Below are 19,272 nucleotides of genomic sequence, written 5' to 3'. Positions count from 1 at the left end.
CCAGAATTCAGTTTTCGATACAAGTGACAGGCTCATTTCAGCCCGAAATTGATATAAAACACTCGCATAGACATTCAACTTGCCTTTATTATGGGGATGAAGAATTCTGATTCAAGCCTAATTCGGTTGGAAAACCTATGAAAAAGCCATTTGAAGTCATTGCCATTATTGGTAAACCTCGAGATCAACAAGCTATTCAGACTCATAGAGAGCTCTATCAATGGCTAACATCTGAAGGTTATCAAGTATTTATTGATGATAGGCTCGCCAATATTTTGGACGAAATTCCTAAGCAGCACTTTTCGAGTTTGGTGGAGCTGGGTAAGCTCGCAGATCTTGCAATTGTGGTCGGTGGCGATGGGAACATGCTAGGCGCAGCTCGAATTCTGTCACGATTCGATATTTCGGTGATCGGTGTAAACAGAGGCAATTTGGGCTTCCTTACTGACCTCAACCCTGAGAACTTCCAATCAGCGCTGACCGATGTATTAAACGGTGAGTACATGGAAGAAGAGCGCTTCCTATTAGAGGCTGAGATTCACCGTCACGGACAAATCAAAAGTCATAACGCTGCACTAAACGAAGCAGTGCTTCACCCTGGTCAAGTTGCCCATATGATTGAGTTCGAAGTGTATATTGATGAAAGCTTTGCTTTCTCACAACGCTCTGACGGGTTAATTATCTCTACACCGACAGGCTCTACAGCCTATTCACTCTCTGGTGGCGGCCCTATCCTCTCATCGAGCTTAAATGCAATCTCTCTGGTGCCAATGTTCCCGCATACATTATCAAGTAGACCACTCGTCGTAGATGGGAAACGCCGGATAAAGCTCGTGGTCTCGCCTGATAATCGAGGCACTCAAGAAGTCAGTTGCGATGGTCAAATCTCATTACCAGTCTCACCTGGAGATGAAATTCATATTTACCAAAGCCCTAATGTTTTAAAGCTAATCCACCCGAAAGACTACAGCTATTACCATGTTCTGCGTAATAAGCTAGGTTGGTCAAGCAAACTATTTTAGCCCACACATAAACTTAAATAGCCAAACAAGCCAATTACTTACGTAGTTGGCTTGTTTGTTTTTGTTGTTCATATTCTCTTTTCTCGCATCAGTATTGATATTCAACAAATAGAACTTTCTTCACAAAATTTACCACCACCAACTTTACTGTATAAAGAAACAGTATATACTGTTTTCTTATACAGTAATGTTCAGTTATACAGGTAAATAAAATGCTGGCTCATTTAAGTGTTAATAATTTCGCTATTGTTAAGTCTTTACAGCTAGAACTTGCAAAAGGCATGACAACAATCACTGGTGAAACTGGTGCGGGTAAATCCATTGCTATTGACGCGTTAGGCTTATGTCTTGGAGGCAGAGCAGACGCAGGTATGGTTAGGCAAGGGGAAGAAAAAACCGAAGTCAGTGCAGCTTTTTTACTGGATAACAACCTTCATGCTACTCGCTGGCTTGAAGATAATGAACTACTTGATGGTGGCGAATGCATCTTACGCCGCACCATTTCCAAAGAAGGTCGATCAAGAGCCTTTATTAATGGCAGCCCAGTTCCTCTTTCTCAACTCAAATCTTTAGGACAGCTATTGATCAATATCCATGGCCAGCATGCACATCATCAATTGATGAAAAGTGAATACCAAATGGCAATGCTCGATCAGTATGCGGGACACCTGAACTTACTCAAATCGACAAGAAACGCATACCAAACATGGCGCCAAGCGGATAACCACCTCAAACAGCTCAAAGAGAATAGCCAGCAGAACCAAGCCCAAAAACAACTTCTTGAGTATCAGATCAAAGAGCTCAATGAATTATCACTTGGAGAGGAAGAGTATGAAGAGCTCGAACAAGAACACAAACGATTGTCCAATAGTGGTGAACTTGCCTCAACCTGCCAGCAAGCTATCGAGCTTATTTACGAAGGTGAAGAAGTTAATGCGCTTAGTATTTTGCAATCGGCCAATCACTCCTTAATCGAGTTAGCAGAGCTAGACGAACGCCTAGCTGAGTTACCGAACATGCTTTCTGAAGCCATCATTCAGATCGAAGAAACCAATAGTGAACTCAGAACTTACTTAGACGGTATCGATGTCGATCCAGCAAGAATGGCTTATGTAGAAGAGCGTTTTTCAAAAGTCATGTCGATGTCTCGTAAACACCATGTATTACCAGACGAGCTTTACCAACATCACCAAGAGCTTCTTCAGCAAATTGAAGCTCTGGACTGCTCTGATGAAAAGCTGGATGAGCTGGCTCAAGAAGTAGAGACTCAATACCAAAACTTCGTTGCTAAAGCCGATAAGTTGCACAAATCACGCAGCCGCTATGCCAAAGAGCTCAATAAACTGATCACTCAAAGCATGCATGAATTGAGCATGGAAAAGGCGCAATTTTCCATTGAAGTCACTAATGCCAATGGGCACCCTTCCCCACTAGGAATGGACAGCGTGACTTTCGTCGTTTCGACGAACCCAGGGCAACCAATGCAACCTATTTCCAAAGTGGCGTCAGGTGGTGAGCTTTCACGTATCTCATTAGCTATCCAAGTTATCACCGCTCAAAAAGTGGATACTCCAAGCCTGATTTTCGATGAAGTTGATGTCGGTATCAGTGGCCCTACCGCTGCAGTAGTCGGAAAAATGTTACGCAAGTTGGGGGAGTCGACTCAAGTCATGTGTGTGACCCACTTACCTCAAGTCGCTGGTTGTGGCCATCAGCAATTGTTCGTTGCAAAAAGCACTAAGTCAGGAAAAACTGAAACCCAAATGCGTAACTTAGACGAACAGCAACGAATCTCTGAGCTAGCAAGATTACTTGGTGGCAGCCAGATCACCGAATCAACGCTCGCGAACGCAAAAGAATTGCTGATTGCCGCTTAAAGAAAAAAGCATAAAGTCATAAACCGAGAATCTTTTGGTTAATTTTGCAACTTAATTCAAAATTGGTAGTCTGAAATAGTTCAAAGTGCAAGGAGCTTTTTACTTCTTGCCTGAGCTTGTTTATTATCAAGCAGAATTTAAGCGAATTACTAAGATCTGAGACTATGCAAATTAAGAAGTGGTTAGTTGCAGTCCCACTTGCACTAACAATGTTGACCGGTTGCTCTTTATTAGAAAAGATAGTTTATCGAATCGATATCAACCAAGGTAACTATGTTGAACAAGAAGCCGTCGACCAACTTAAGTTTGGTATGACCAAAGCTCAGGTTCGTTACGTGATGGGCTCCCCGATGCTGATCGAAAATGGCTACCCAGATACGTGGTACTACATTTATCACCATACAAAAGGCCATGAAGATTCAATTCAGAAGAACCTAGTCGTTAATTTTGACGCTACAGGCACATTGGTTACGATTGCTGGTGACTTTGATGCAAGCGATGAGTTTTTCGAAAGCTTACGCTAAGCCGGCACCAATTTAAGACAAACAAAAAGGCTCGCAACTGCGAGCCTTTTTATTATCATCTATTCACTTAAGCTTTTTTCTTAGCTTCCGCTTTAGCTTGTTCAGCACGTTTACGACGAATTTCTTTTGGATCCGCCAATAACGGACGATAAATTTCGATTCTGTCTTTATCTCGGACTGTAGCGTCTAGCTTCACATTGCGGCTAAAGACACCGACTTTATTTTTCGCTAAATCAATTTCAGGGTAGAGCTCTAAGATCCCAGACTGATTAATGATAGCCTCTACTTGCGTATTCTTATTAACCACAAGCGTAAACACGCGTTGTTCTTGAGGTAAGGCATACACCACTTCTACGTGGATCATATCGGATTCAATACTCATGGCTTAATAAACCTGCTTCGCTCTTTGAGTAAAAGCATTCACCATATTACCGGTGAGTTCGTTAAAGATCTTACCAAACGCCATTTCAATCATGCGGCTAGAGAATTCAAATTCTAGTTTTAATTCCACCTTACATGCCTGTTCATCAAGAGGAGTAAAGTGCCAACCGCCTTGCAGCTTTTTAAATGGCCCATCCACCAGCTCCATCATAATCTTTGCGCCTTGGGTAAGATTATTTGAGGTCGTAAATGTTTTACTTATGCCTGCTTTTGAAACATCAACCGAAGCCACCATTGAAGTGTCGGTTGATTCGATAACACGTGAACCTGAACAACCAGGTAAAAATTCTGGGTAGCGAGCAACATCATTGACCAAATCAAACATTTGATCAGCACTAAATGATACCAATGCTGAACGAGTAACCTTTGGCATATAGACTCCTGTGAAAGACAGCGTTACATTAAAGCAGTCAACAATTCTAATTCTATTGAGCTAAAGCGCAAACAAAAGGATTCCCCAATAGCGGCGCAATCCGTATAATGAGGCCATTATGGCAAAGAATAAATCAAAATCCAAAGCTGGTAGCAATACCATTGCGCAGAATAAGAAAGCTCGCCACGAATATTTTATCGATGATGAAATTGAAGCAGGGCTTGAGCTTCAAGGCTGGGAAGTAAAATCCTTACGTGAAGGCAAAACAAATATCGCTGAAAGCTACGTTTACGTCCGTGACGGTGAAGCATTCATCAGTGGTATGACGATTACTCCGCTAACTCAAGCGTGTACTCACACCGTTGCTAACCCGACACGTATCCGCAAACTTCTCTTAAAACGAAAAGAACTCGATAACCTCATCGGCCGTATTAACCGTGAAGGTATGACGCTTGTAGCAACCACAATGTACTGGTCTCGCTCATGGGCAAAAATTAAGATCGGTGTCGCTAAGGGTAAGAAATTGCACGATAAACGTACTGATATGAAAGAAAAAGATTGGGCTCGCGATAAAGCACGAATTATGAAGAGTAATTTGCGTTAATATTGAGCACTTAAACGCACAATGCTAGACAGGGTAAGCTTTTCTGGTACTATGCGAAGAACACTTGGGGCTGATTTAGGATTCGACAGGAATTTTGAAGTCTGAGGTGCATGCCGTGGGGCGGTTGGCCACGTAAAAAGCCGCAAAAAAATAGTCGCAAACGACGAAAACTACGCACTAGCAGCTTAATAACCTGCTCAGAGCTCTCTTGCCCTAGCTTCCGCTCGTAAGACGGGGACCAACAAGAGATCAAACCCAAACAAGCTAGCGTGGCTTCTCCCACCTGAGAGGAAAAGCGCGAATTATAATTCAGGTTAGCCTTTAACTAGCGTGTCGGTTCGCAGGTTGCTGGTGAATTTAAAGATCGACTAAGCATGTAGTACCAATGATGGATAGTTTCTGGACGCGGGTTCAACTCCCGCCAGCTCCACCAAACGTTTGGAAAGGGACACCTCAGGGTGTCCCTTTTTTGTATCTAAAGCATTGTTTTACATACTGTTACAATCCTAATTCGACTCATCCAATCCCACCCTGTCCCACTCCCTTTGTTCCCCGTTGCGTTCCCCTCTGCTCATTGCTAGTTTCATGGGGAACAATAAAACCAAGGAGCAAAAAATGAGTGGAATTCATCGCTTAAATCAGAAAAAAATCACATCAGCGAAATTACCAAATGGTAAAAAAGAGCAACTTTTGGCTGATGGTGGAAACCTGTATCTAAGATTAAGACTAGATGGTTCAAAAAGTTGGGTCTTTAAGTACACTTCCCCAAACTCTAGCAAGCGTCCAAAACTTGCCTTAGGTAAATTTCCAGCAATCTCACTTGCTGAAGCGAGAAGCCAAGCAGAACAATACAGAGCACTTTTAGCAAAAAATATCGACCCAAAAGACAGGCTTTCAAAATCTTTAGAAGTACAGCCGACGTTTCGTACTATTGCTGAGCAATGGTTAAATAGAGAAATAACACAAAAAGCTCTACAAACTGAAAAAGATCTCAAAAAGGCAAAAACTGAAGCTAGAAAAAAAGGCTACGAGCTTGATGAAGAGGACATTCAAGTAATCAGAAATAGACCAAAGACTACTCGTGAAGCAAAACTACGCTTAGATAAGTACCTCTATCCAGAGCTTTCCGACATTGCTATTACCGAAATCACAGCAAAGCAAGTTATCAAAATTCTAAGACCAATTGAAAAAAAAGGCGCATATGAAACTGTCAAACGTGTACTTAGCATTGCGAAAAGAGTCTTGGATTTCGCAATTGATAATGACTACATGAAAGATAACCCTTTAACACGAACAGGTAGAACATTCATTCAACCAGTTCCGACAAGTATGCCGACAGTTCAGCCTTCAGAACTAAACCGTGTAATGGCTAAAATGGGTGACGCTAACATGAAGCTAATAACTCGTTGCGCATTTGAGATGCAACTTCATTGCTTAAGCCGCCCTAAAGAAGTAGCCGAAATGATGTGGCGTGAAATCGACTTTAAGGATAGTGTTTGGATTGTTGACGCCTATAAAATGAAGAATAGAAAAGAGCATATAGTTCCACTGTCTCACTATTCGCTTTCAATACTAAAGTTTCTAAAACCGATTACAGGTAGTGGGAAGTACGTATTTCCCGCAGATACAGACCGCTCAAAAACAAGCCATATATGCTCACAATCCGTTAACTATGTACTATCTAGGTCAGGGCTAAAAGGAACGCTCGTGAGTCACGGGCTTAGATCAATTGGAAGTACTCAATTAAATGAGCAAAAATTCAACGCTGATGCTATTGAAATCTGTTTATCACACCTAGATGATGACAGAGTTAGAAGAGCATACAACAAAGCTGTACATTACGAAGAGCGATGTAAGATAATGGAGTACTGGAGTGACTTCATCGTTGAATCTACAAGATCAAGCTACAGTATCGCTACACGATTCAAAAAATGAACAAACGAAGACATGAAAAAATTGACATTCCACATAGCAAGCAATACTGTGAATATATTACTAACATAGCAACAACGAATAATATTTTATCAGCTTTACAATAATAATAAATTGATAATATACGTGTCTCTAATAATAATAAATGAAATTAATAATAATAATACCGTGCAATCTAGACACTGATCGCTGAGTATTGATTTTGTTTGTTGTCTTTTTATAAGAGACTAAAATGAAAAACATAAAAATAGAAAAGAAAACTGACGTACTAAAGAGAGTTTCAATTTCAAAAAGTACGTTACACCGAAAGATAAACTCAGGCGAATTCCCTCCTCCGATCAGCCTTGGCGCAAACAGCGTAGGCTTTCTATCGCATGAAATCGATGCTTATATCATCGACCTATCAATGAACAAAGATGCTAAAGAATCCGTAACGAAAATTATGCAGTATAGAGAGAAACTTTCGGGTGAGCATTGTATCTTATCCACCTAGCCCAATTTGATAATTATAACTCTTACATATATGGAATAATGCTTTCGAGCATTATTTCACTTAAAGAAAGTTATATATAAATGAATTTAAAGAAAAACAACAATCACGTATAAGCTCTTTAAAAATCAATAAATGAAAAATATAAATTAAATTATCCAATTTACCCAAATCAATAAAAATGTATAATGTACGGTCGAATTTCAAACAAAACCAATAAAACAACGCAAAAAGACCACAAGAAGTGGCATTTATTAAATTCCCATTACTTACGTGGGTCGTGAATACGAAAAATACTCACTTCCACATATCGTAGGGATAGCATCAACATCAATCAGCAAATACATTTTGAAACTTAGATTCGGTACGAATCTACCTATATCTAATTTTTCATAAAATTCAGAATCAGGATAAACTCTCTCTTTGTACCTTTTCTTGTACTCTGAGAATTTTCCTTTGATTCCTGATACCGAAAATGCACGAATTCTATTGTATTTACGCCAATATATCACTCTCTTGCATTTTTCTGGATTTGGCGTTGACTCAAGCAAAAAGCAGTCTTTAACTAAATAGTTGATTACGTATGATAGGTTATGTTCTATTTTTCGTTCCAGTTTACTCGCACTAAAACGTTTGAATTTAAAATTTGAAAATTCATTTTTAAAGTACTTTCTATACGAGTCAATGTACAAGCTCGTCAGAGATTTATGGCAAAAAACAGCAATATGATAATGAGGACACCCAGATTTTGTAGGTTCAACACTTTTTACATTGAAAGCCTTATCAATATTGAAGCTCATATTGCGTCTATAAAGATAGTTTCTATGCAGTTTAAACTGATGACTGAATTTATCATGTACATCTCTTACACTACTACCGTTCCAAGTATGATGCATCACGCCATCATAGGTGTTGCTGTGGTGCTCTACAGAAGCTACAACAGTGATAAAGACAACATCATAGTCACGCTCTATAGAAATATCTTCAAGAGCTTTCAGCTGCTGATAAAAGGCGTTATTTTTAGCTTTCTCTTGCTTGCTCAAGAAAGAATCTACACTCATTGACTCGGGAAGCATGTTAGAGAGGAACTTTCTATTGGAGTCTTCTTGTTCTTGAACTCGATTAACTGCTCTATGGGACAAATAAGGCGCATACTTACCACCAACCAGACGGTTTTTCATATCATATAGCTGCTCAACTTCTTGCACATAATGAAGAAATTTATTCGATAAATATTTTCTTGAGCATAGCTTTTTAAAAGCTGCCAATTTGATTTTTTCAGAACGAAACAAATCACTCAAACACAATTGATTGAGTAATTTCTCAGGTAGTATTACAGTGAGATCTTCAATTAATAAATTTACATTAACACTATTTGATAATATTCTGCTTTCAAATATATCATTTCTCTCTAAAATCCTTTTGACTACAGAATAGAAATACGTATAACCAAATTTTTTTATTGAAGAATTAGAAGAACGTACAAATCTCACAGCTCTTAATTTGTTATCAATTATATTTTTCATTTTATTTTTAATATATCACTACAGAAAAACAAATATCAAGAAATATATTGACTTTAATTTCAATCTGATGATAAATTAAATATATACACTTAGTGACCGACTAAGCATATCAATTTTGGTTCCCAAAATTTAATATGCATCGGATTTAAATAAATTTAAATGGTAAGAAAGAATATGTATCAGTTCATTCATTATGAACCATACAGCCTTCTTCCTAGTCAAAACAGAAAGTCTTATATTTCTATTGCTAAAGAGTTTATGCGACAAGAACACGCATGTTCTCATGTCACAACACCTAAAATACCAACAATTATTTTTGGTGTAGATGCAATAAAGGCAAATGTAATAATAGAAAATAGAGTACATAAGGCGAGAGATAAACTTGGAAGGAAATTGAGGAAAGACGCTATAGTCGCTCTTGCTGGAGTTTGCTCCTTACCCCCAGATATATACACATCTGATTTGAATAACAAAACAAATGTATTATCAGTATGGGTAGAAAGAAATATAGAGTATTTGCTTGCGAAGTATGGGGAAAATTTACTTTCGGTGGTCTTGCACCTTGATGAAGGTGAGCCTATCCATCCTCACTTACACTTTGTTATTACCATTCCTGACACCACAGAGTATGGAAAAGCAAACTTGATGTATGTGCATGAGCCTTTTTTAGCAAGGCAAACTACTTCAGGGGGAAAGAAAGCAAAATTTGATGCGTACAAAAAAGCTTATAGAAAGCTTCAGGATGAATACCATAAAGAAGTTTCAGAAAAATTTGGGTTACTTAGATTAGGTGCAAAACGTCAACGACTAACAAGATCTGAGTATAACGCAAGAAAAGCAGAAGCAACTCGTGTTAGAGATTCATTGAATGATTTTGAACAACAAAAGTCAGCTATTGAAGGTACTAAACAAGATTTAGCAACAGAGCAAGCAGCTATCAATAAAGTCAAAAAGCATTTGAGTGTTAAAATTAAACAATTATTAAAACGAGAAGCCATCGCTGAAAGCGCTATAAAGGCGAGATTCGGAAATAAAGCAACTATAAAGTTCTACTCTGAGAAGATAGCTAGATTAAAAGAAAAAAATAGAATCATAAAATCTACTGTCCTTGGGCAAGAAAAGAACAAATCCGAACTTAGAAATGCGAACATTCTCAATCAAAGAAAGCTACTTGAACAAGATAATGAAATAAAACTTTTGAAAAATGAAATTAGTAGCAAAGATAAACTTATAGATAGAATCAGAAAAAGCAAAATAATAACTAAAAATAAAAGAGAATATAATTATGAAGTCTAATAATAGAGAAGAAAACTTGAAAAAAATTATGGCACTGACTCTAAAACTTAAGAGGGAGTACTATGCAAAGCATAGAACAAGTGACCCATACCTAGAGCATATAGCTTTCATGATAAAAGCATTTGATAAAGAAGTGCTTTCCGAAGATAACGAAGCAAAGTTTGTATCTCATATGAACAATACTATTTATGAATTCTTCCGCTCTACAGAAAAGAAGAATAAGAAAACTGATAAGAACGATCATACTAATGAGCATTAGTAATTATTGAAATCACTAAGCTGTGCTTAGTGTTATTTAAGCACAGCCTAGTAATACCACTTTTGAATCATATCTACATAGTCTTATAAAGAACACTAAAAGGCTCAAACGATACCAGTATTGGAAGGATTAGATTCAAAGCATACTAAAGGAAATAAAGATGCAATTTATCTATTCACGAGTATCGACTGTTGAGCAAAATGTTCAGCAGCAGACTGTTTTTTTGAAAAGCTCTTATTGCTATGATGCAATCTATGAGGACAAATTCTCAGGAAAAGACTTAGAACGCCCTGAGTTTTCAAAGATGCTAAGTAAGTTAAGAAGAGGAGACTCCGTTGTCTTCTACGATATCAGCAGATTAGGAAGAAACACTCAAGATGTCTTGGCATTTTGTGACAAGATGAATCAACAAAAAATTAAACTTATAATCCATACACTAGGCGGTATCGACGTAACATCTAGTACAGGGAAGCTTGTGCTAACAACACTAGCCGCTGTAGCTGAGATGCAGAGAACTGAGATGCTAGAAAAACAGCGGATAGGAATCGAACGAGCAAAAAAAGAAGGACTGTATAAGGGAAAACAAATATCTGACTCATCGTGGCAGGAGTACAAAAAAGTACAATCATTAATAGAGTTAGGCATGAGCCAAACTAAAGCTATCAGTCTTGTAGGTATGAATCAATCAAAATTCTATAGATTAAAAAGCCATACTTAACCTTACGTTATGACTAAGTATGGCTTTTTAGTAGAGAGGCGTAGACAGACTCCAAGTACACTATGACATCCATCGAGAAACCAAGCACGCTTGTTTTTCATCTATTAGCCGTAAATGATTAAAAATCACCTTCTGCGACCTGGAAGCAAACTAACCCAGTTTCACGCCACATACTGACTACTTTATTTCTATCGTCAAAAACACATAATATGTCTTGCTTATAGTTCGGATATAAATCAAGTAACCAAAACCGTTTTAAAACCTCATCTGGAGTAAATGTATCCATCTCTCTCATAGTTAGATGATCATATTGAACATTATTAGCTGTAAGCCAATCAACGGTTTTATTTCTAGCAATATCACCTCTTGCCGAAAATATGTGTATATTAAACCCTTGTTTTTTTAAAGCATTTACAGATTCAATCACGGGTTGATTGGGTTCATCCTTATCGCACGCTAGAAAGTAAGAACTCCAATCAACTTTATCGACTTTATTTTTGTCAATGTAATGTGCTCTATGCTTGTTTAAAGCTAAAGTTCCGTCTAAATCAACAATTACTGTCTTTTGACTGCTCACTTACTACTCCGCTTAAGATATTGATTCTGAAAGATTTTCCTTGTGGCGTTTAGATTCAGATTTAATACGCAAGCAATTCTCTGGCGTATGAATATCTGAAAGCTCAACTTCTGTCTGATGAGCATAACGATTTCTAAAGCAGTTAAGACTAAGGTTTCCATCTTTTACATTATAAAAATCTGAAAGAATGTTACCATGCTGTTTTTTGTTATCAATATTATCAAGAACCTTTCTTAACAGCTCAGATCTAAAGTGACTATCTGTAATTCTTGGATTTTCAACTATATAATTAATCATATCAGGGTAATTCATTACACTTACATCCTGAACTACTCTTCCTGCTGATCTTTCTCTCCTCGATAGTTTTTCATTAATAAAAGTAGATAGCTTATTATGCTTACTTTCATCAACATCCAATGACAACTTTTTTAATACCTCAAATACTAATACGTCAATATCACTGACCTTCTCCATTAGCATTCCTCTAACAGCACTTATTTTACCTTCTCGCTTCAATTGAGAGTCAATCAGATTGGTCATTTTTCTAGTGATATAATCTCGATGGCAGAAAAACACACCATCGAGATACTCATCAAATGCCACACCTTTATTCTCATTATTAATAAGATCTGTTAAGTCTATGTTTTCCTCATTAGAATAGAAAACAATCGGTGTATGATAATCATTTAGGACTTTTCTTACATGCGCAATGACTTCAACACCATCTAGTTCAGGCATATTATAATCAACCAGAATAAAATCCAATTCATACTGCTCAAAGCTAGAAATAAATTTAGGCTCTTCGGTTATTTTAGTTCCAGCCTCTGGATTAAAATCAATAACATTTAGAGATATCTCTTCTTTTTTCAGGTGTGTTGTTAGATTTCTAACATCTCCTCTTACGAGTCTGAAGTTGTCATCGATCCACAAAATATTATATTCTGTTTTCATTTAGTTAAACCTCAATGTAATTCTAGAACCATTTGAATCATTATTACTAATCTCTAGTTTTGATTTTATTTTCTTTGCAATTATTGCACAATGATACAAACCTAACCCTGACCCTTCCACAGTAGTAGTTATACCTTTTTTCATATAATCTTGAGGCTCCAATCGTTCAAAATCGAATCCTACACCATCATCGATAAAGCTTAGTAATTTATTATTACACATAACAACAAACTCTTTTGCTCCCGCTTTTCTTGCATTATCTATCAAATTAACAAATAACACACTCGCTTCTGCGGGATTAAATACAGCTTCATGCGTAAAGCCACCTTCATTAATAAACTTAATATTAATACCCCAGCGACCATCTTTTGAAGCAACCTTATTAATATAGTCTTCCATATAGGCAAACAGGTCTTGTTTCACAGATGAAACCTTAATATTGAAAGCAGCTTTGGAGGCAATACTAGCTGTTTCCTTTATTGTTGATATATCGACAACCGCATGTTCCAAAACCTCAATCAAATCTTCTTTTGTAACAAATGAGGGGTCTTCATAATAAGCTTTCAGTACAGATCTAGCATCCTTTTCAATTCCGCCTGAGATTTGCTGAATAACGTGAGTAATTAAGCCATCAAGTGTTTTAGCAGGATCGACCATACCCTCCAGTAAACTACTACGCTTATTCTCTAGACTTAATTTATCTTTTGCAATAATTACTTCTTTTGTTACTTCATCAACTAGTCTTTCTGCCTGCTGTGTTTCTAACTTAGCAATATCTCTTTGATGCTGAAGATGTTTTATTACTTCTTTAACTTTAGGTTTTTCTTTATTAGGAAGATCTGCCACCGTTTCTTCAGAAAGTAATTCTATAAAGTTATCAATATAGGAGTTAAACTTATTATCGTTAACCTTTTTTATATCCTTAATTAATTCATCATTGATATAAAAATTATCTTTTTCTATTTTATAACTATTGGGAGCTATTTTATTTATTGCCTGTTCTATTTTCTTACTTGACAACTCTTTTATTACAAATCGTTCAGGCTCTCTATCCGTGTCAATATATGAGACTGTTTTTTTCTCACCTAACCTATCAACAAGTCTATTCCAATCTAGGCCATCAACCACAAAGCTCTCTAACTGCCTAACTATTGATGAAACGTAACCATATTCCTTTATTCCATTCTTTAGTGTTGTCTTTTCTTCGTGATCATAAGCAACTAGATCTAAGAAAGCCGCATCAAAAGCTAACCCTTCACGACTAGTAATTACATTGAACCGATCTTCACTATCAGTAACATTTATTTTACCAAACAAATCACGAGTACCTAAATGCCTTGATACACCTTGTGACTTTCTCTGATCTAAGTTCAACCAATCATTTTTTTCATTACCATAAGGTGAAATCCTAAACCCATTATAATATAAAAATATTGAACCATATGCGTTAGGGTTAAAACCAATTTTCTTAGTAAAAAATCCTTTCGATATAGTATCTAAATAATGTATTTCAACATCTACCTTAACTAATTCTACATATGGATTTTCAACTTCATAACTATAAATCAACTGACCTTGATAATATAACGATGTCTCGAGTAATCCATTTTCAATTTTTGATTTTATATATGTCGTCTTAAACTCTAATTTATCTAATATTCCATTATTAACTTTCTTTTTAACCCCTAAAGAATCGAATTTTTCATTTGATGACGTGAATATCTCAAAACCATGCTCTAAAGATGGTGAAAACTTTTCTAACTCACTAATTAAGTTATTAAGTTTCTTTTCATTCCATTCACTTCTAAGTTCTTTTATTTTTAATATAGTTCCTGTTTTTATACCAGCATCAACAGCATGTTCTAAGAACTCATCTTCATTTATTTTATTTATAACCAAAGGAACACTAGATATTTCATCATTTTTACCCTTATTTTCAAATCTAGTCCAATCAATGATTAAACTATAATAAGTGTCTTCTGATGACTTTGTATACAGCTCAAGCCTCTTTCCTAATCTGTCGCAACTAAATCTACCAACACCTTTATTTCCTGCATATGCTTTTTTAAATTTATTTTTCTTTTCTGAATAAGCAATATTTAACCACTTATCTTTTATGTCATCCAAAGACATTCCTTTTCCTGAGTCTTTGATAATAATTTCAGATAAAGGCGAGTCTATATTATTTGTGGTTATTTCTACTGGTAGACTAGAGTCGTTATTATCTTTTGGTTTAGGTTTGATATTATTAAATTCAATATGTACAGATGGTGATCCTGCATCTTTTGAGTTCTTCACTAATTCAATAATTGCCACATTATCATTATATATTAATCCACGGCCAACTATATCCTTTACACCAGCGTTCGCCTTGAAATGAGACTTTATAACATTTGGGTTTTCTTTTTCGCTCATTTTATATCCTTTTGATCAACAGTCCTAAAGCCTCAGCTAGCAAAGGAGGCACTGCATTTCCTATTTGTGTATATCTTGGACACTCTTGGGTTCGTCGCTCTCCACCTGTTGTATATTTTCCAAGTATATCAAAGTGATCTGGGAACGATTGTATTCTAGCCATTTCTCTAACTGTCAATATTCTTGGTTCTGAATAATGCAGTAAATCATCAGGTAATGTTGTTAATGTTTTTGATGGTTCATTTGCATTTAAAACGGTAATAGCCTGTTTTTTTGTACCTATTTCACTACGCATAGAGTCATTCAAGCTAACCCCTGGAGTACAAATTTCTTGAATCCGCTGAAATTTTTCAATGGTTGATGGTTTATGTCTAGCTACACGCAAACTGTTGGGTTTTTTCTGCCCCATAGTTTTCCTTATCAACCTTAAGTACTTTGATTGCTTCTGAGGTACTTTATAGTCTATTTGCTTAAAACCATTAACTTCACTTCCAGAGTGATGCCTTAGATTATTCTTCGATATTAGTAAATCGCCTATAGCATCCTTTACTTTGACAGGCTTCAATGGCAATTTCTTGTTAAGCAAAAACTCTCGTCTACTTCCAGTGAGAACTTCAAAAGGATTTTCAAAATTATCTGTTACGAAATCTGCTTTTACTCCAATCATGATGAACCGTGTTCGCTTTTGAGGAACACCATAATCAGCACTGCACACATAGTCATAGAAAACTTTATAACCTAACTTTTCTAATTTTGCTTTGACTACCATAGAGTATGGGACTTTGGATTTCTGTCCCTTTGCGTTCTTAAATGATGAATTAAAGCCTCTCACATTTTCAAGAAGTAGATATCGTGGTGAGACTAGTTCTACCATTTTTATATATTCTTCAGACAGTTTATTTCTAGGATCTTTGGCATTCCTTTGACCAGCTAGAGAAAAACCTTGGCAAGGAGGACCTCCTGCAATGAGATCTACAGACCCTTTTAATGATACTAATTGTTTAGGGAAATTGGATAATAGATTTTGAATGGTCGTGGCTTTTTGAGGTAGCCACTCAGGCCAGTTAAAATGCGAATGTTTCCCATCAATTAAGTTGTGTTTGAATGTTGAAAATGCCATTTCATCTTTCTCAACCGCAAACAGGCCCTTCCAACCAGCGCTCCCTAGCCCCAGAGAAAATCCACCGCATCCAGAAAAAAGATCGATATATGTCATCTTTTCTTTATTGTTCAAAACCTTACACATCGATCATTTTCTCTTATTTTTTAGTAACATAGGCTTCTATGTATTATACCTAAGAACGGCTAAAACGCCAGGTATATGCACTTCAGTTGAGTATTTTATCTTCTAATCACAAATAGTCTATTCTAAACAGTTAGATTTGCGGTGTTATGAGCACTGTGTGCTGATAAGAACATTGGAAATAGGAACGAATCATCCATTAGTAAAAGGCAGGTGAAAGATACCTTTTCGTTAATCTCACCAAGCTTTTTGATTCGAACTACGTCACATTTTTATCAATTATAATCAATAACTTACTGTTCCCCGTTCAGTTCCCCCACAACCTAACCTTTTTTAATTAAACCAAAAAAATCAAAAAGTTAAATGACAAATTCAACTCCCGCCAGCTCCACCAAACGTTTGGAAAAGGCTTGTAGCTCAATGAGTTACAAGCCTTTTTTGTATCTAAAAGGCGTTGTTCCACATTTTGATACACAAAGTGCTACACAATGACCAACTCCACCTACGTTACTCAGCGCCGCAATTCCTACTATTTTCGCTACCGAACTCCTTCGGATCTAAAGCACTTACTTGTTCGAAACGAGTTTCTTGTGTCTCTCAAGACGAAAAAATACTCAACTGCTATCTTAATGGCAGAAAAACTATTCGAATCTATCAGTGAACTATTGAGAAACATTCGTCAGGCTTTAATTAGTAATAGAGAGGAACTATTAACTGAAGCACTCAATAAGCGAATAATCATCATGAACCCTGATAACGGTCAGCACATCCCCTTAGAGCTCATCAAGCAAACTATCACGCTACCTAATGGCGTAACCACTACAATTGAAGTTGACCATAACGGTGACATTCAAGCCGAAGTGGAATCAATGATTAGAGTTATTGAGGCCACCAGCAAAGCTCAAATTTCATCTCAGAGTGTTCCCACAAATGAAAACATACCTCTACAAAAGGTTATTGATGAATATTTGCAGTCAAAGAGAGATGAAGGTTCACTGCAACAAAAAGGACTCGAAGACTTAGAACGCCGTCTAACATTACTAGCTCGGTATTTCGGAGAATCATTTGATGTTGCCAAGCTCGATCTTAAATCCGCTGAAGGCTTTCGAAACCTGCTAATGAAACTACCTATCAACATGAACAATCGAAGCGAGTGTAAAGGAAAGTCACTACAAGAAATTGCAACCCTTGACCTACCTAAACAAAGCCCTAGAACCGTCAAAGGCATTATTGAAAAGTGCAGCACTTTCTTCAATTGGGCTGTCAAAAGTGACTACGCCTCCAAAAACTACTTCTATAAGATGAAGGTTGTAACAAGTAGCAAGCGAAAGGATTCTGAGGGACGTGAACGTTGGTCAAATGCAGATTTAGCCACCCTGTTTTCTAGCGAGATATTCACTCATTTTGAAAGACTTAACGGGACACGACACGACTATTATTATTGGCTTCCACTGTTAGGCCTTTACACTGGAGCACGCCTTAACGAGCTGGCACAACTGCAACCGCAGAACGTAGCTCGAATAGAGTCTCGCTGGTGTATTGAAATTACAGACGAGGCTGATGGTCAAAAGATCAAAAATGCCAATTCAGCTCGCTATATCCCTATACATCAAGACCTCATAGACTTTGGTTTTATTGAGTATGCGACTAATACTCGTAAAGATGCTCGTTGGCTATTTGACGGCTTACTAACTAAAGATGGAAGAGTCCCAAGAGATGGAATGGGCTTCAATGCGAGTAAATGGTTTTCAAGATTAAGAGGCAAGCTAAGTATTACTTCACCTGATTTCCATAGCTTTCGCCATACGGTTGCCGATGAGCTGAAACAAAACCGAATTCAAGAACTGCAAGCTAGTGCTCTATTAGGCCACAAAGATCAAACGATTACATACGCTAGATATGGTAAAGATTTGAACATCACCCTACTAGCTGAAACAGTCGATGCATTGTCATTCAGAGACGTTTTGTCTGAGGTAACTAAATTCAAAGTATAATCGAAACAAATAATTTTAGTGATTATGCAACGCCGTCAAAAATATATGTTATAAGCCAATTAGCCCCTCTTAGAGAGAGGTAATCATCACCAAAAACCCGCTGTGGACTCACGTCTATAGCGGGTTTTTTATTACTCGAAGGGAAATGCTTTGGATATAAAAATAACAGAAATTCACGTTGGTAAACGCCTACGCCCAGTCAATCCTGACACCGTGTCAATATTAGTTAGTTCAATCAAAGACAACGGGTTGCTTGAAGCAATCAAAGTACGCTCCACTGACAACGGATATATGCTGGTGGATGGTAATCATCGACTGCAAGCTCATCAAGCCCTAGAGCATGAGTACATCAAAGTACAAATCATCGACTTTCAAGGCACTCCTGAAGAAGTTGAACAAAACAGCCGCCTAGCCGAACTGGATACCAACCTTGCTACCGAAACACTTAGCGAGCCTCAGCGCCATGCTCATATATATGAACGCCTAAACCTTATGGTCGCTAGAAAACTAGCCAAGTTAAGTGCACTAGATGACAACTTCGAAAAAGAACGCAAAAGTCACATGAATGAAGCAAAAGCTCTACTCGTTAGCTGTAAGTGGGCAAAAGATACTACATACATCAACAGTGCTGTCAGTGCTTGTAAAGCGCTCAGTGAATATAACTTAAACACAGCTGCTCAAGGGTTAGATTCTCGTGTATATCGAAGAGTCGTGTCTGCTGCAAAGAAAGCAACAAGACTGGCCAAGAATAAACAACGCAATTCTGAAGAAGATGTGGAACTGACAAGGCTAAAAAGTGATTTGGCAAAACACAACAAATTAGCAGAGGTCTTCAACATCAAGCCCGTGTCAGTCGTTAAGCCCACTAAGTCGAAGTTTGAAAGCATTCTCACTTCAATCGCCAACCTTACAGAAGAAGAAAAAAAGCAGCTTTTCGAGCAACTAGAGCGCTCCCTCAACACCTCTAGCAGTGTTACTAGACGTTAGTCATACCTCCAAAAAGTCCACACCTATTATGGTGTATCAGTCC

Annotated in this window: 18 protein-coding genes and 1 other RNA gene; 12 read left to right on the top strand and 7 right to left on the bottom strand. The window is 37.3% G+C overall.

Annotation, left to right across the window (positions count from 1 at the left end; genetic code table 11):
- Positions 1-137: 137 nt before the first annotated feature.
- The 3 genes from nadK (at position 138) to bamE (ending at position 3,423) form a co-directional block, all read left to right on the top strand.
- Positions 138-1,022 (top strand): NAD(+) kinase, encoded by an 885-nt coding sequence (nadK, locus tag ELZ11_RS20045; protein WP_137359159.1) that lies wholly within the window; start codon positions 138-140, stop codon positions 1,020-1,022.
- A 212-nt stretch (positions 1,023-1,234) separates the two neighbouring features.
- On the top strand, positions 1,235-2,899 hold the full coding sequence (gene recN / locus ELZ11_RS20040; RefSeq protein ID WP_137359158.1) for a DNA repair protein RecN: 1,665 nt from the start codon (positions 1,235-1,237) through the stop codon (positions 2,897-2,899).
- Positions 2,900-3,063: 164 nt separating this feature from the next.
- On the top strand, positions 3,064-3,423 hold the full coding sequence (gene bamE / locus ELZ11_RS20035) for an outer membrane protein assembly factor BamE (RefSeq protein WP_137359157.1): 360 nt from the start codon (positions 3,064-3,066) through the stop codon (positions 3,421-3,423).
- A 67-nt stretch (positions 3,424-3,490) separates the two neighbouring features.
- Here bamE and ELZ11_RS20030 read toward each other — a convergent pair whose 3' ends face one another.
- Together ELZ11_RS20030 and ELZ11_RS20025 are read right to left on the bottom strand one after the other, a co-directional pair.
- Complete coding sequence (locus ELZ11_RS20030) at positions 3,491-3,805, bottom strand: RnfH family protein (RefSeq protein ID WP_137359156.1); 315 nt, start codon at positions 3,803-3,805, stop codon at positions 3,491-3,493.
- A 3-nt stretch (positions 3,806-3,808) separates the two neighbouring features.
- Positions 3,809-4,237 (bottom strand): SRPBCC family protein, encoded by a 429-nt coding sequence (locus ELZ11_RS20025; protein ID WP_137359155.1) that lies wholly within the window; start codon positions 4,235-4,237, stop codon positions 3,809-3,811.
- 118 nt (positions 4,238-4,355) lie between these two features.
- Between ELZ11_RS20025 and smpB the strand changes: the two genes are divergently transcribed.
- The 4 genes from smpB (at position 4,356) to ELZ11_RS20005 (ending at position 7,266) form a co-directional block, all read left to right on the top strand.
- On the top strand, positions 4,356-4,841 hold the full coding sequence (gene smpB / locus ELZ11_RS20020; protein ID WP_137359154.1) for an SsrA-binding protein SmpB: 486 nt from the start codon (positions 4,356-4,358) through the stop codon (positions 4,839-4,841).
- A gap of 66 nt (positions 4,842-4,907) precedes the next feature.
- Positions 4,908-5,274: a transfer-messenger RNA gene (ssrA, locus tag ELZ11_RS20015) on the top strand.
- A gap of 182 nt (positions 5,275-5,456) precedes the next feature.
- Complete coding sequence (locus ELZ11_RS20010; RefSeq protein WP_167494729.1) at positions 5,457-6,776, top strand: tyrosine-type recombinase/integrase; 1,320 nt, start codon at positions 5,457-5,459, stop codon at positions 6,774-6,776.
- Between the two features lie 229 nt (positions 6,777-7,005).
- Positions 7,006-7,266 (top strand): helix-turn-helix transcriptional regulator, encoded by a 261-nt coding sequence (locus ELZ11_RS20005; RefSeq protein WP_137359152.1) that lies wholly within the window; start codon positions 7,006-7,008, stop codon positions 7,264-7,266.
- Between the two features lie 266 nt (positions 7,267-7,532).
- Here the strand turns inward: ELZ11_RS20005 and ELZ11_RS20000 are convergent, their stop codons facing one another.
- Positions 7,533-8,789 (bottom strand): replication endonuclease, encoded by a 1,257-nt coding sequence (locus ELZ11_RS20000; RefSeq protein ID WP_137359151.1) that lies wholly within the window; start codon positions 8,787-8,789, stop codon positions 7,533-7,535.
- Positions 8,790-8,963: 174 nt separating this feature from the next.
- Here ELZ11_RS20000 and ELZ11_RS19995 point away from each other — a divergent pair, with 174 nt between their 5' ends.
- The 3 genes from ELZ11_RS19995 (at position 8,964) to ELZ11_RS19985 (ending at position 11,062) form a co-directional block, all read left to right on the top strand.
- Entirely contained in the window at positions 8,964-10,085 is a 1,122-nt protein-coding gene (locus ELZ11_RS19995; protein WP_137359150.1) for a plasmid recombination protein, read from the top strand.
- The gene (locus ELZ11_RS19990) at positions 10,075-10,344 is read left to right on the top strand and encodes a hypothetical protein (RefSeq protein WP_137359149.1); all 270 of its coding nucleotides are present in this window, start codon (positions 10,075-10,077) and stop codon (positions 10,342-10,344) included. The genes ELZ11_RS19995 and ELZ11_RS19990 overlap by 11 nt, the downstream gene beginning before the upstream one ends.
- Positions 10,345-10,504: 160 nt before the next feature.
- Positions 10,505-11,062 carry a recombinase family protein gene (locus ELZ11_RS19985; protein ID WP_137359148.1) on the top strand — a complete coding sequence of 186 codons (558 nt, stop codon included), beginning with the start codon at positions 10,505-10,507 and terminating at the stop codon, positions 11,060-11,062.
- Between the two features lie 118 nt (positions 11,063-11,180).
- Here the strand turns inward: ELZ11_RS19985 and ELZ11_RS19980 are convergent, their stop codons facing one another.
- From ELZ11_RS19980 to ELZ11_RS19965, 4 genes are read right to left on the bottom strand one after another with little or no spacing between them, the layout of a single operon-like run.
- Positions 11,181-11,639, bottom strand: a complete 459-nt coding sequence (locus ELZ11_RS19980; RefSeq protein WP_137359147.1) for a phosphatase domain-containing protein — start codon at positions 11,637-11,639, stop codon at positions 11,181-11,183.
- A 12-nt stretch (positions 11,640-11,651) separates the two neighbouring features.
- Complete coding sequence (locus tag ELZ11_RS19975) at positions 11,652-12,590, bottom strand: response regulator (RefSeq protein WP_137359146.1); 939 nt, start codon at positions 12,588-12,590, stop codon at positions 11,652-11,654.
- Positions 12,591-15,005 (bottom strand): ATP-binding protein, encoded by a 2,415-nt coding sequence (locus ELZ11_RS19970; protein WP_137359145.1) that lies wholly within the window; start codon positions 15,003-15,005, stop codon positions 12,591-12,593.
- A 1-nt stretch (position 15,006) separates the two neighbouring features.
- The gene (locus ELZ11_RS19965; protein WP_374939844.1) at positions 15,007-16,239 is read right to left on the bottom strand and encodes a DNA cytosine methyltransferase; all 1,233 of its coding nucleotides are present in this window, start codon (positions 16,237-16,239) and stop codon (positions 15,007-15,009) included.
- A 497-nt stretch (positions 16,240-16,736) separates the two neighbouring features.
- Between ELZ11_RS19965 and ELZ11_RS19960 the strand changes: the two genes are divergently transcribed.
- The gene (locus ELZ11_RS19960; RefSeq protein ID WP_137359143.1) at positions 16,737-18,242 is read left to right on the top strand and encodes a site-specific integrase; all 1,506 of its coding nucleotides are present in this window, start codon (positions 16,737-16,739) and stop codon (positions 18,240-18,242) included.
- A 150-nt stretch (positions 18,243-18,392) separates the two neighbouring features.
- Positions 18,393-19,229, top strand: coding sequence for a ParB N-terminal domain-containing protein (locus tag ELZ11_RS19955; protein WP_137359142.1), 837 nt, complete (start codon positions 18,393-18,395; stop codon positions 19,227-19,229).
- The last annotated feature ends 43 nt before the right edge of the window (positions 19,230-19,272 follow it).

It is taken from the genome of Vibrio profundi, from assembly GCF_005281835.1.
Classification (GTDB): Bacteria; Pseudomonadota; Gammaproteobacteria; order Enterobacterales; family Vibrionaceae; genus Vibrio; species Vibrio profundi.
This window is presented reverse-complemented; position numbering and strand designations above follow the sequence as displayed.